We start from the raw sequence: 12,999 nt of genomic DNA, 5'->3' as shown, positions 1-12,999 counted from the left end.
GCGGCGCCGTGACCGCCCCGGTCCCGCGCGCCTCCCGGAGCGTCTCGGCGGCGAGGTTCGCGACCGAGGCGTTCTCGCCCGCGGTCCTCGCCGTGGTGGTGCCGGTCGTCGTCGGAGCCCGGGTCGCCGATCCACCGCTGCTCGGGGTCGCCTGGGGTGCTCTCGCGGCGCTGTTCGTCGGGGTGCTGCCCTACCTCGCGATCCGGCTGCTGATGCGCTCGGGGCGGATCCGGGGCGACCACCACGTGCCGGAGCGGCGCGAGCGCGCGCTCCCGATCGCCCTCGCGCTGGTCTCGATCGTCGTCGGCCTCGTGCTGCTCGGCGCCCTGGGCGCTCCGGCCGCCGTGACGACCTTCGGTCTCGTGACGGTGGCGGTCGTCGCGGCGGTCGGACTGGTGAATCTCGCGTGGAAGCTCTCCGGGCACGCCGCGGTCGTGGCGACCTGCGCGGTCGTGGTGCTGATCGCCTACGGGCCCTGGTCGCTGCTGCTCTCGGTGCCGGTCGTGCTCTGGACAGGGTGGTCGCGCGTGCGGCTCGGGGCGCACACGCCGGCGCAGGTGGTGGCGGGGGCCGCTGCGGGCGCGGTGCTCGCCTCCGTCGTCCGGTCGCTGCTCGGCTGACCCCGGTACCCGACGCGAGACGCCGCTCCGGTCCGCGGCGCGCCGCGCGAGGAGGACCGCAGCGGCGTCCCGCGCGGTCGGTCAGGAGTAGCGGGACACGAGCTCGCGCTTGAGCACCTTCCCGCTGGGGCCCAGCGGCAGGGCGTGGACGAACTCGATGCGGCGCGGGAACTTGAAGGCGGCCAGGTGCTCGCTCGTGAACGCGATCAGCTCCTCGGCGCTCGCCGTCGCCGACGGTCCGAGCACGACGGCCGCGACGATCTCCTGGCCGTGCTTCTCGTCGGCCACGCCGAAGACCGCGGCGTTGGCGACGGAGGGGTGCCCGATCAGCACCTCCTCCACCTCGCGCGGGTACACGTTGTAGCCGTTGCGGATGATCATGTCTTTCGTCCGGTCCAGGATCCGCACGTAGTCCTCGTCGTCCTTCGTGCCGAGGTCGCCCGTGCGGAACCAGCCGTCGACGACGGCCTCCGCCGTCGCCCGGGGGTTCCCGAGGTAGCCCTTCATGAGGTTGTGCCCGCGGATCACGATCTCGCCGAGCTCGCCGCGGGGGAGCAGCTCCACGCGGTCCTGCACCTGGGCCCGTGCCACCTCGACCTCCACTCCCCAGATCGGTGTGCCGACGGTGCCCGCCCGCGGCGGGACGCCGACGTGGTTGAACGTGGCGACGGGAGAGGTCTCGGTGAGCCCGTAGCCCTCGTAGATCTCGACGCCGAACACCTCGCGGAACCGCTCGATGACCGCGACGGGCAGTGCCGCGCCTCCGGACACGGCGTAGCGCAGGGGCGGGCGGTCCGGGCGCCTCGTCGCCGCGTCGAGCAGCGCCACGTACATGGTGGGCACGCCCTCGAACACGGTGCAGTCGTGCGCGATCATGGCCTCGAGCGCGGCGTCGCCGTCGAACTTCGGCACCAGCACGACCGTCGCCGCCGTGCGGAACGCGGTGTTCATGGCGCAGACCTGCCCGAAGGTGTGGAAGAGCGGGAGTGCCCCGAGCACGACGTCGCCGCGGTGGAGGTCGAAGGTGTTCATCAGCAGCACGTCCGACTGCGACACGATCGCGAAGTGCGTCCCCTCCGCTCCCTTGGGCCGGCCGGTCGTGCCGCTCGTGTAGAGGATCGTCGCGGTGTCGGAGGGGGAGCGCGGGACGTACCCGTCGATCGGCTCGGCCTCGGCGGCGAGCTCCTCGAGGCGGGCGAACGGAGACTCCGTGCCGTCGGGCACCATCACGCTCAGCACGGGGACGCCGGCGAGCTCGGCGCCGGCCGCTCCCTCCGCCAGCAGCGGCGCGGCGCAGATCAGCGCCGTCGCTCCCGAGTCGCGGAGCACGTAGGCGATCTCGTCGTGCTTGAGGAGTGCGTGCACCGGGACGACCACGGCGCCCAGCGCGAGGACCGCGAAGTAGCCGCGCGGGAAGTCCGGAACGTTCGGCACGAGCAGCGCCACCCGGTCGCCCTGTCCGATGCCGTGGGCGCGCAGTGCTCCCGCGTAGGCCCGCGTCTGGTCCCAGAGCGTGGCGTAGTCGAGCGCGAGCGGACCCACCCGGATCGCGATCGTGGTCGGAGTGCGGCGGGCGGCCTCCGCGAGGATCGCGGCGACCGAGAGGGTGCCGGAGCCGGTCGGGGCGGAGGGGGCCTCGGAGGATCGCGGTTCCGTGCTGCGCGGTTCCGTGCCTCTCGGTTCCGCTCGGGTCGGTTCCGTGCTGCTCATGAGTGCTCCCGTCGTCGTCGACAGCCGCGGCGGATGCCGGGTGGTTCACCGTAGTCCCGGCCCGTGCCCCGTTCGAGGGATCCCATCGGATGCCCAGCCCTCAGCGCGCGAGAGCGCGGTGGCGGAGGATCACGAGGGGCCCCGGCACGGTGAGCGCCAGGCTGTGGCTCACCGAGCCGAGCAGGAGCCGGAGGAACGCGCCCCGGCCGTGGCTGCCCACCACGAGCAGGCGGGCTCCGGAGGCGATCTCGCTGAGCTTGTCGACCGGATTGCCGCGCACGAGGAGGTGCCGGATCTCGAGGTCGGGGCAGCTGTCGCCCAGGCCCACCAGCGACTCGGCGAGCACGAGGTCCTCGTCCTCCTCGATCGCGTCGATGACCCTGCGCTCCACGGGAACCGCGTCGGCCCAGGCGCCCGGGAGCTGCCAGGCGTGCAGAGCCAGCAGGGGCTCGCCGAGCCGGTCGGCCTCGTGCGCCGCGAGCCGGATCGCCTCGAGCGACACCTCCGATCCGTCGACTCCGACCGCGACACCGCTGCGGCCGGGCTCGACGGGTCCCGGGATCAGCGCCACCGCCGAGCGCGAGGCCGCGGCCACCCGGACGGCGACGGGCGCGGCCACCGCGAGACCGCGCCGGGCGAGCGGATGCGCGCCGAGCACCAGCAGCGCGCCCGCCGGAGCCGCCTCCGCCAGGACGTGCACGGGATCGCCGTCGAGGAGCCGCACGCGCACGGGCACTGCGGCGTACTCCCGCTCCGCGAGAGCCCTCGCCTCCTCGAGGACCGCTCCGGCGGCTCGGCGCTGCGCCACCGCCGCCTCCGGGACGCGCCCCCGCGCCGGTTCGACCACGCTCACGAGCTCGGCGGGCAGCCGATGCCCCTCGGCGTAGTCGAGCGCCCAGCGCAGGGCGTCCGTGCTCCGATCCGATCCGCTGACTCCGACCACGACCGCGTCCATGCTGCGCCTCCTCATCGAGTGCTGCTCTCGGCCGCATTCTCCTCCGTCCGGCCCGTCCGCGGGAGTGCCGGACGGGGATCCGCTCCCGCCGTAGAGTCGCAGGATGCGTGGCGAGGCGACCCTGTACACCGATGCGATCGCGACGGCGCCGTTCGCCCTGGCGGTGATCGCGGAGGCGACCGGGTCGCGCGTGGTCGGCGCCCGGACCGCCGACGCGCACGTGCCGCTCTACAGCGGCCCCACGAGCGCCCGCGTCTCGGTCTCGGGCTTCGGCGACAGCGTCCCGATCTCGGTCGACGTCCGGGACGAGCGCGGAGTCGAGGAGGCGCAGGCCGCCGCGCAGGCGCTGGGCCTGGAGCTCGCGGCCTACGCCGGCTGGAGCATCACCGCCGGCTTCTAGGCCGTGTCGATCAGGCCGAGCGGAGCACGCGAGATCGTGATCAGCACGGCCTAGGCGTCGGCGAGGGTCGCCCGGCGCACCTGCGCCAGGTAGAACCGGCTCGGCGAGGTCCGCACCCGGGCGGGCAGCCGCCGGTACACCGCGAAGGTGCGCGCGAGCGCCCGGTCGAAGCGCGCCTGCTGCCGCTCGCTCCAGCGGAAGCCGAAGGGCTCGCGGAGCGACGGAGGGAGCAGCCCTGCGGTCATCAGCCGCAGGTACGGCCCGAACGGGCGGAGGTACCACGCGGCGATCGCTCCGCCCAGGAGATCGTGCGCGACGCGGCGCGCCTCGGGAGTGACGTGCAGGCGCTCCACCTGCTCGTCCCAGTAGGCGTCGAACGCCGCCCGGTCGACGGGCCACGACGCGTCCGCCATCTGCAGCGAGGTGCCGACGACGCGCGAGCGGTCGACCAGGTCGTCCGCCTGCTCCCGGCGCATCGGTCCGAAGGCGCCCTCGTAGAGCTGGAGCATCGACTGGGTGAGGGTCGCGGCGACCCAGCGCTGCAGCTCCGGATCGAAGGCACTGTAGCCGGGTCCGCGGACGGGCCCGTGCGCCCGGTTCACCCGGCGGCGCACCGCGCGGACGTCCTCCGGGGAGCCGTAGTGCAGGGCGTAGAGGTACGAGAGGGTGCCGTGCAGGCGCCCGAGCGCGCGGTGCACGAAGTCGGAGTGCTCGGCCACTCCGGCGCCGACCGCGGGATGCGCGATCTGCAGGAGGATCGCCCGGGCGCCCGCCACGAGGAAGACGCCCTCGCGGAACACGTCGCGCTCCGGGCGGGGGCGGGTCCTCGGGGGCATGCGTCCACGCTACGCGGCGCGGGAAGGGCGCAGTGCGTGCGGAGTAGAGTTGTCGCGGCCCAGGACCGTGCCGAGACTCCGGCGCAGACGGGCCGCATCGGACTCGAAACGCAAGCGCGCTCAGCGCGGAATGGGAATGCAGCGTGGATCTCTTCGAATACCAGGCCCGTGATCTGTTCGAGAAGTACGGCGTCCCCGTGCTCCCGGGCATCGTCGCCGACACGCCCGAGGAGGTGCGCGCCGCGGCCGAGAAGCTGGGCGGCGTCACCGTCGTCAAGGCGCAGGTGAAGATCGGCGGACGCGGCAAGGCCGGCGGGGTCAAGGTCGCGAAGACCGCCGACGACGCGGAGGAGGCGGCGAAGTCGATCCTCGGCCTCGACATCAAGGGCCACGTCGTCAAGCGCGTCATGGTCGCCGGCGGCGCCCGCATCGCGCAGGAGTTCTACTTCTCGGTGCTGCTGGACCGGGCGAACCGCTCCTACCTCTCGCTCACCTCGTACGAGGGCGGCATGGAGATCGAGCAGCTCGCCGTCGAGCGCCCCGAGGCCCTCGCCCGCGTCGAGGTGGTCCCCGGTCAGGGCATCGACCTCGCCAAGGCGGAGGAGATCGCCCGAGCGGCGAAGTTCCCCGAGGAGCTGATCGGCAAGGTCGCTCCCGTGCTCGTCACGCTCTACGACGTCTACACCGGCGAGGACGCGACCCTCGTCGAGGTGAACCCGCTCGTCCTCACCGAGGAGGGCGAGATCGTCGCTCTCGACGGCAAGGTCTCGCTCGACGAGAACGCCGGCTTCCGCCACCCGGAGCACGCCGCGCTCGAGGACAAGGACGCCGCCGACCCGCTCGAGGCGAAGGCCAAGGAGAACGACCTCAACTACGTGAAGCTCGACGGCGAGGTCGGCATCATCGGCAACGGCGCGGGACTCGTCATGTCGACCCTCGACGTCGTCGCCTACGCGGGCGAGCGCCACGGCGGCGTGAAGCCCGCCAACTTCCTCGACATCGGCGGCGGAGCCTCCGCCCAGGTCATGGCGAACGGCCTCGACGTGATCCTCGGCGACGAGCAGGTCAAGAGCGTCTTCGTCAACGTCTTCGGCGGCATCACGGCGTGCGACGCCGTCGCCAACGGCATCCTGCAGGCGCTCGAGATCCTCGGCGACACCGCGACCAAGCCGCTCGTCGTCCGCCTGGACGGCAACAAGGTGGAGGAGGGTCGCGCGATCCTGCAGGCCGCCGCCAACCCGCTCATCACTCTCGCCGCGACCATGGACGAGGGCGCCGACAAGGCCGCCGAACTCGCCGCCGCGTAACGGACCCGACGACTCAAGGAATCAGAGAACAAGCATGTCGATCTTCCTCACCAAGGACTCCAAGGTCATCGTCCAGGGCATCACCGGCGGCGAGGGCACCAAGCACACCGCGCTGATGCTCAAGGCCGGGACCAACATCGTCGGCGGCGTCAACGCGCGCAAGGCCGGCACGACCGTCACCCACGGCGACGTCGAGCTGCCCGTCTTCGGCACCGTCAAGGAGGCCATCGAGGCCACCGGCGCCGATGTCTCCATCGCGTTCGTCCCGCCCGCCTTCTCGAAGGACGCCGTCATCGAGGCGATCGACGCCGAGATCGGCCTCCTCGTCGTCATCACCGAGGGCATCCCGGTGCAGGACTCGGCCGAGTTCTGGGCGTACGCGCAGGAGAAGGGCAACAAGACCCGCATCATCGGACCGAACTGCCCCGGCATCATCACGCCGGGCGAGTCGCTCGTGGGCATCCCCCCCGCCACGATCACGGGCAAGGGCCCGATCGGCCTCGTCTCGAAGTCGGGAACCCTGACCTACCAGATGATGTACGAGCTGCGCGACCTGGGCTTCTCGACCGCCATCGGCATCGGCGGCGACCCGATCATCGGCACCACGCACATCGACGCGCTCGCCGCGTTCGAGGCCGACCCCGAGACGAAGGCGATCGTCATGATCGGCGAGATCGGCGGCGACGCCGAGGAGCGCGCGGCCGACTTCATCAAGGCGAACGTCACCAAGCCGGTCGTGGGCTACGTGGCGGGCTTCACGGCTCCCGAGGGCAAGACCATGGGCCACGCCGGCGCCATCGTCTCGGGCTCCGCGGGCACCGCGCAGGCCAAGAAGGAGGCCCTCGAGGCCGCGGGCGTGAAGGTCGGCAAGACGCCGTCCGAGACCGCCGCGCTGCTGCGCGAGGTCTTCGCCTCCCTCTAGCCTCCACAGCGTCCGGACGGGCGGGATCGACTGCTTCCGCAGGGATCCCGCCCGTCCGTGCGTTCCGGGTACGGTCGGGGGGTGACCCGCAGACCCGGCCTCGACTTCCTGACCTTCGTCCCCTACCCGGAGGGTCCCGAGCAGCCCGGCGACGCCGCCCGCAGCCTCGAGGACGGGCTCGCCCTCTTCGAGCTCGCCGAGGAGCTCGGCTACGGCACCGGCTGGGTGCGCGTGCGCCACTTCGAGCGCTACCTCGCCTCGCCGATGACGTTCTTCGCCGCCGCCTCGCAGCGCACGCGGCGGCTGCGCCTGGGGACCGCCGTCATCGGCGCCCGCTACGAGGCGCCGATCCGCCTCGCCGAGGACGCGGCGACCGTCGACCTGCTCTCTGGCGGCCGTCTCGATCTGGGCGTGAGCAGCGGATTCGCGCACCTCGCGTCGGTCTTCGACGGGGTCTTCGGCCAGGGCGAGGGCGAGTTCCGCGCCCAGGCGCAGGAGCGGATCGAGCGACTGCGCCGGGCGCTGTCCGGCGAGGTCCTCGGGATCGCCGAGTCGGCGCTGATGTCGGTGCCCGTCGGCGACCCGCTCGTGCAGCACCCGCACGCCCCGGGGCTGGCCGACCGGATCTGGTACGGCGCCGGCTCCGTCTCCTCCGCCGTCCGCGCCGGGGAGCAGGGCATGCACCTGCAGGTCTCGACGCTCAACACCGAGGAGACCGGTCTGCCGTTCGCCGAGCAGCAGGCCGTCCAGATCCGCGCCTACCGCGAGGCGTTCCGCGCCGCGCATCCGGAGCGGACCTCCCGCGTCACCGCGGGCCGCATCGTGCTGCCGCTGGTCGACGACGCCGACGAGCGGGCCCACCGCCCCTTCATCGACGGCTACCTCGCCCGGATGAACGACGACGGCACGCCGCGCACCGCCGACCGCTCGATCATCGCCGCTCCCATGCGCTTCAGCCCGCTGCACATCGGGTCGCCGGAGGAGATCGTCGCCTCGCTCGCCGCCGATCCCGCCCTCGCCGAGGCGGACTCGCTGACCCTGACGCTCCCCGCGGTGGGCGGAGTGGAGTCGCACCGCCGGATCCTGCGGACGGTCGCCGAGCGGATCGCTCCGCAGCTCGGCTGGACGCCGCAGCGCTAGCGGCGCACATCGAGCAGCCGCCGCACCGGCGTCTGCAGGAGCAGCACCAGCAGCCACCAGAGCGAGGGCACCGCCATCGCGAGCACGAGCGCGAGCACCAGCAGTCCGAACGGGACCAGGGCGCCGCGCAGGGGCACCTCGCCGACCCCCTCCCGCAGCAGCGCCGGGTGCCGGCCGAGATGCCGCTCGATCAGCACCAGTGCGCCGCTCATCACCGTCATCGTCCCCAGGTACAGGCCGATCGCTCCGCGGGTGTCGGGGAGCAGCGCGATCACGCTCGTCGCGAAGGGGAGGAACGTCACGGCGGCGAGCCAGAGCAGACCGAGTCGGGCCAGGCCGCCGTCGTAGTCGTCGACGAGCTCGAAGACGCGGTGATGGGGGATCCAGAACACCGCGATCAGCAGGAACGAGAGCGCGAACGCGAGCACCTGGTCGAGGTGGTCGTCGAGGAGTGCCGCCACGCCTCCTCCGTCGGCGGCGATCCGGGGCGCGAGCTCCACGAGGGGCAGCACCAGGAGGGTGATCGCGATCGCGACGGTCGCGTCCGCGAAGCCGACGAGCCGGTCCAGCCCGCGCGCGGTGCGGACGGGACGGGTGCGCGGGCCCGGCCGCCGGCGGCGCACCAGGCGCTCGATCGGCTCCGCGAGCAGGAGCATCAGCAGCCAGAGCACGCCCACCGTCGGCACGACCACGGCGAGGACGAGCGCCGCCAGCAGCAGCCCGAGGACGATCACCGAGCGCGCCAGCGGCTGCCGGGTCCCGGGGGCGGCGAGGTCCGGATCGCGGCGCAGCAGCAACCGCATCCCGAGGGTGGCGGCGCTCGCCCCCGCGATCACCCCGATGTAGAGGGCGACCACGGACGGGTCGTCGGTGGACGTGCTCGAGAGCAGGTTCGCGGCGAACGGCAGCAGCACGATCGCCGCGAGCCAGACGAAGTCCACCGCGACGAGTGCGGGGGAGTAGCGGCGCACCTCCTCGAAGACCGCGTGCTGCACCAGCCACAGACGTCCGATCACCGCGAAGGTCACGACGAAGGCCGAGAGCGTGCCGACGTGGTCCGCGAGGAGCGGGCCGAGGCCGTCGGACCCGCCCTCCTCGACCGCGTCGACGAGGGGGAGCACCAGGAAGGTGATCGCGATCGCCGTCACGGCGTCGCTGAAGTCCACGAGCCGGTCCAGGCCCCGCTCGGTCCGGTCTGCTGCGGTCCTCGTCACGGCTCGACCCTAGGGCGTGCGGACGCGCCCGAGCGCGCGGCGGAGCAGCCGGAGCCGGGCCCGCCGGTAGGCTCGTCGAGCCCATGAACCGGATCACCGTCGCCCTCCTCGCCGCCTTCGACGCCGCTCTCTCGGCCCTCATCGGCATCGCGATCCCCCTCGTCCCGCTCACCGTCCTCTGGGCCGTCCAGTACGACACGGCCGTCGACTGGGCCGTGTTCTGGCGCGTCTCGGCCGACGCCTGGCTGATGGGCCACGGGGCCGATCTGCGCGCGAGCCTCGCGCCCGACTCCGCACTCGCCCTCGGCCTGCCCGGGGGAGCGGACGCCTTCGCCGTCACGATCGCGCCCCTCGCCTTCGCGGTGCTCGCGATCCTCCTCGGCGCCCGCACGGGCCGCCGCGCGCAGGAGTCGCCGTTCCGGTTCATCGGCTTCACGGTGTCGATCGCGACCTACCTGGTCATCGCCCTCCTGGTCACCCTCGGGTCGGCGACCGAGGCGGCGACGGTGGCCACCGTGCAGGGCGCGGTGCTGCCGCCGCTCGTCTTCGGCCTGGGCGTCGCCATCGGAGCGGGGACCCACTCCGCCCGCAGCGGCGAGACCGACCGCCTCGGCGAGCTGGTCTCGGACGCGGCCGCCCGGCTCGGGCAGCCGGCGCTGCCCCTCGTGCTCGTCTCGCTGCGCGCCGGAGCGCTCGCCGCGTCGGGCGTCGTCGGCACCGCCGCCGTGCTCGTCGCGGTGCTGCTCGTCACCGGCTACGCCTCCGTCGTCGCCCTCTACGAGGGACTCGGATCCGAGGCGCTCGGCGGACTCGCCCTGACGCTCGGCCAGCTCGCCTTCGTCCCCAACCTCGTGATCTGGGCCGCGAGCTGGCTGATCGGACCGGGATTCGCCGTCGGAGCGGGATCGTCCGTCGGCCCCGCCGGCACCCTCCTCGGCCCGGTGCCGTCGATCCCGTTCCTCGGCGCGCTGCCGCAGGGCGACCTGCCGTTCGGCTTCGTCGGGCTCCTGGTCCCGGTCCTCGCGGGCTTCCTCGCCGGCTGGAGGGTGCGCAGGGGTCTCCTCGAGGCCCTCGAGGGGCGCCCGTTCCTGCGCTGGGGCGCGGTCGCCGCCGCCGGCATCGGAGTGGTCGGGGGAGTGCTGCTCGGGCTGCTCGCCTGGGCGTCGGCGGGCGCGGCCGGGCCGGGTCGGCTCGCGGTCGTCGGACCCGATCCGGTCGTGGTGGGCGCGGTCGCCGCGCTCGAGCTGGCGCTCGCCGCCGCGCTGGGCCTCGCCGCAGGCAGGACGTCGCGCGGCTGAACCGCGGTGGTCCCCGGCGAGGGCCTCCCCCTAGACTTGCGCAGTGCTGAAGCTCGTCGTACTGATCTCCGGCGGCGGTTCCAACCTCCGCGCCCTCCTGGAGGCCTCCCGCGACGACCGGTTCCCCGCGCGCGTCGTCGCCGTCGGCAGCGACACCGACGCCGAGGGCCTGCGCCACGCGGAGGCGTTCGACATCCCCTCCTTCACGGTCACGCCGCACGCGTTCGCGTCGCGGGACGCCTGGGGCGAGGAGCTGCTCGCGAGCATCCGCGAGTGGGAGCCCGACCTGGTCGTCTGCGCGGGCTTCATGCGGATCCTCCCGCCCGTCGTCGTCGACGCCCTCAGCCCGCGCATGATCAACACCCACCCCGCCCTGCTGCCGCTGTTCCCCGGCGCCCACGCCGTGCGCGACGCGCTCGCGTCCGGGGCCACCGAGACCGGCGTCACCGTGCACGTCATCGACACCGGAGTCGACACGGGTCCCGTCATCGCCCAGGAGAGCCTCGCCGTGCTCCCCGGCGAGAGCGAGGCCGCGCTGCACGAGCGCATCAAGACCATCGAGCGGCGTCTGCTGGTGCAGACGGTGCTCGACATCGCCCACGGAACCGTCGACCTCGAGGAGCTCGCCCGATCATGAGCATCACCGCCCACGACCCCAGCAGCTACGACGACCGCGACGTCGTCCCCGTCCGCCGCGCGCTGATCTCGGTCAGCGACAAGACCGGGCTCCTCGAGCTCGCCGAGGCGCTCGCGACCGCGGGCGTCGAGCTGGTCTCGACCGGATCGACGGCCGCCACGATCCGCGACGCGGGCCACGAGGTGACCGACGTCTCCTCCGTCACCGGGTTCCCGGAGTCGCTCGACGGCCGCGTGAAGACGCTCCACCCCGCGGTCCACGCCGGGATCCTGGCCGACCTGCGGCTCGCCTCGCACCGCGAGCAGCTCGAGCAGCTCGACATCGCCGCGTTCGAGCTCGTCGTGGTCAACCTCTACCCGTTCCGCGAGACCGTCGCCGGCGGCGCCGACGCCGCGACCGTGGTCGAGAACATCGACATCGGCGGCCCCGCCCTCGTGCGCGCCTCGGCCAAGAACCACGCGAACGTCGCGATCGTCGTCGATCCGGCCGACTACGCCGGCGTCATCGCCGCCCTCGGCGACGGAGGCACGACCCTCGCCGCCCGCCGCGCCCTCGCCGCCCGCGCCTTCGCGCACACCGCCTCGTACGACTCCGCCGTCGCCGCCTGGTTCGCCGGGCAGGAGGCGGGCGACCCGGCCGTCGACGGAGCGATCGAGATCCGCGGCACGCTCAAGCAGGTCCTGCGCTACGGCGAGAACTCGCACCAGAAGGCCGCTCTCTACGTCTCGCCCGACGGCACCGGCATCGCCCAGGCCGAGCAGCTGCACGGCAAGGAGATGTCGTACAACAACTTCGTCGACGCCGACGCGGCGGTCCGCGCCGCGTACGACTTCGTGCTGCCCGCCGTCGCGATCATCAAGCACGCCAACCCCTGCGGCATCGCCATCGCGAGCACCAAGGCCATCGACCCCATCGCCTCCGCCCACCGCCGGGCGCACGAGTGCGACCCGGTGTCGGCCTTCGGAGGAGTGATCGCGGCGAACCGCCCCGTCACCCTCGCCATGGCCGAGACGGTCAAGGAGATCTTCACCGAGGTCCTCGTCGCGCCCGCCTTCGAGCCCGAGGCGCTCGAGGTGCTCAAGACGAAGAAGAACCTCCGCCTGCTGCAGCTGCCCTCCTTCTACGCCCCCGTCGAGACCGAGTTCAAGCAGATCTCGGGCGGCGTCCTGATCCAGGAGCCCGACCGCTTCACGGGAGGCCCGGGCGAGGTCAGCTCCGGCTGGGAGCTCGTCGCCGGCGAGCCCGCCGACGCCGACACCCTCCTCGACCTCGAATTCGCGTGGAAGGCCTGCCGCGCCGTGAAGTCCAACGCGATCCTGCTCGCCAAGGGCGGCGCCTCCGTCGGCGTCGGCATGGGCCAGGTCAACCGCGTCGACTCCTGCCACCTCGCCGTCACCCGCGCCGGCGACCGGGCCCCCGGGTCCGTCGCCGCCTCCGACGCGTTCTTCCCCTTCGCCGACGGGCTCGAGGTGCTCCTCGCCGCAGGCGTCAAGGCCGTCGTCCAGCCCGGCGGCTCCGTCCGCGACGCCGAGGTCATCGACGCCGCGAAGCGCGCCGGCGTCACCATGTACACGACGGGGGAGCGGCACTTCTTCCACTGAGCGCGGAGCGCTCAGTGGGCGCTTTCTTCCACGCCGCTCCTCGCGCGGCGTGGCGCGGTCGGGTTCGCGACGTGGGGCGTTCCAGGGAGCGGGGAGCGTCGCCCGCCGCGGGAATCGCTTGGCACGCGATCCCCGCTGAGCGGGCTCGCCCTTCGGGCATCGACACTCACCAGGACTCGCGACCTACCGGGGCTTGAGGTGTGCCTCGTCCTGCGGGCGTCGAGTGGTGGCGTTCTCGCTGTGCGGGGGTCGGGTTGTGGTGTGCTCGCCCTGCGGGCGTCGAGTCGGGTGGGCTCGCGTCACCGGCGTCGGGGTCGCGCGCTGAGGTGGCGCCAGGCGGCGTGGTCGCGGTCGTAGGG

Annotated in this window: 12 protein-coding genes; 8 read left to right on the top strand and 4 right to left on the bottom strand. The window is 73.3% G+C overall.

Features of this window, described 5'->3' with window-relative positions:
- The first annotated feature begins 8 nt into the window (after nt 1–8).
- A complete protein-coding gene (locus tag NB037_RS11685) occupies nt 9–620 on the top strand; it encodes a phosphatase PAP2 family protein (RefSeq protein ID WP_251945948.1) in 612 nt (203 codons plus the stop codon).
- Nucleotides 621–701: 81 nt separating this feature from the next.
- Here NB037_RS11685 and NB037_RS11680 read toward each other — a convergent pair whose 3' ends face one another.
- Together NB037_RS11680 and NB037_RS11675 are read right to left on the bottom strand one after the other, a co-directional pair.
- Entirely contained in the window at nt 702–2,330 is a 1,629-nt protein-coding gene (locus NB037_RS11680) for a long-chain-fatty-acid--CoA ligase (RefSeq protein ID WP_251945946.1), read from the bottom strand.
- 100 nt (nt 2,331–2,430) lie between these two features.
- Nucleotides 2,431–3,285: a universal stress protein gene (locus NB037_RS11675; protein WP_251945944.1), complete on the bottom strand. Its 855-nt coding sequence runs from the start codon at nt 3,283–3,285 to the stop codon at nt 2,431–2,433.
- Between the two features lie 103 nt (nt 3,286–3,388).
- On the opposite strand from NB037_RS11675, the gene NB037_RS11670 reads away from it, so the two are divergent.
- Nucleotides 3,389–3,685, top strand: coding sequence for a hypothetical protein (locus tag NB037_RS11670; protein ID WP_251945942.1), 297 nt, complete (start codon nt 3,389–3,391; stop codon nt 3,683–3,685).
- A gap of 50 nt (nt 3,686–3,735) precedes the next feature.
- Here the strand turns inward: NB037_RS11670 and NB037_RS11665 are convergent, their stop codons facing one another.
- Nucleotides 3,736–4,521 (bottom strand): oxygenase MpaB family protein, encoded by a 786-nt coding sequence (locus NB037_RS11665; protein WP_251945940.1) that lies wholly within the window; start codon nt 4,519–4,521, stop codon nt 3,736–3,738.
- A gap of 143 nt (nt 4,522–4,664) precedes the next feature.
- On the opposite strand from NB037_RS11665, the gene sucC reads away from it, so the two are divergent.
- From sucC to NB037_RS11650, 3 genes are all read left to right on the top strand, one after another.
- Nucleotides 4,665–5,828, top strand: coding sequence for an ADP-forming succinate--CoA ligase subunit beta (gene sucC / locus NB037_RS11660; RefSeq protein WP_251945938.1), 1,164 nt, complete (start codon nt 4,665–4,667; stop codon nt 5,826–5,828).
- A gap of 34 nt (nt 5,829–5,862) precedes the next feature.
- Entirely contained in the window at nt 5,863–6,750 is an 888-nt protein-coding gene (gene sucD, locus NB037_RS11655; protein ID WP_251945936.1) for a succinate--CoA ligase subunit alpha, read from the top strand.
- Between the two features lie 81 nt (nt 6,751–6,831).
- Entirely contained in the window at nt 6,832–7,890 is a 1,059-nt protein-coding gene (locus NB037_RS11650) for an LLM class flavin-dependent oxidoreductase (RefSeq protein WP_251945934.1), read from the top strand.
- Here the strand turns inward: NB037_RS11650 and NB037_RS11645 are convergent.
- On the bottom strand, nt 7,887–9,104 hold the full coding sequence (locus NB037_RS11645) for a TMEM175 family protein (RefSeq protein WP_251945932.1): 1,218 nt from the start codon (nt 9,102–9,104) through the stop codon (nt 7,887–7,889). The genes NB037_RS11650 and NB037_RS11645 overlap by 4 nt on opposite strands.
- Nucleotides 9,105–9,187: 83 nt before the next feature.
- On the opposite strand from NB037_RS11645, the gene NB037_RS11640 reads away from it, so the two are divergent.
- From NB037_RS11640 to purH, 3 genes are read left to right on the top strand one after another with little or no spacing between them, the layout of a single operon-like run.
- Nucleotides 9,188–10,402: a cell division protein PerM gene (locus NB037_RS11640; RefSeq protein WP_251945930.1), complete on the top strand. Its 1,215-nt coding sequence runs from the start codon at nt 9,188–9,190 to the stop codon at nt 10,400–10,402.
- Between the two features lie 43 nt (nt 10,403–10,445).
- Nucleotides 10,446–11,039 (top strand): phosphoribosylglycinamide formyltransferase, encoded by a 594-nt coding sequence (gene purN, locus NB037_RS11635; protein ID WP_251945928.1) that lies wholly within the window; start codon nt 10,446–10,448, stop codon nt 11,037–11,039.
- Nucleotides 11,036–12,640: a bifunctional phosphoribosylaminoimidazolecarboxamide formyltransferase/IMP cyclohydrolase gene (purH, locus tag NB037_RS11630; protein WP_251945926.1), complete on the top strand. Its 1,605-nt coding sequence runs from the start codon at nt 11,036–11,038 to the stop codon at nt 12,638–12,640. Before purN ends, purH begins: the two co-directional genes overlap by 4 nt.
- The last annotated feature ends 359 nt before the right edge of the window (nt 12,641–12,999 follow it).

It is taken from the genome of Rathayibacter rubneri (assembly GCF_023743255.1).
Lineage (GTDB): Bacteria > Actinomycetota > Actinomycetes > Actinomycetales > Microbacteriaceae > Rathayibacter > Rathayibacter rubneri.
This window is presented reverse-complemented; position numbering and strand designations above follow the sequence as displayed.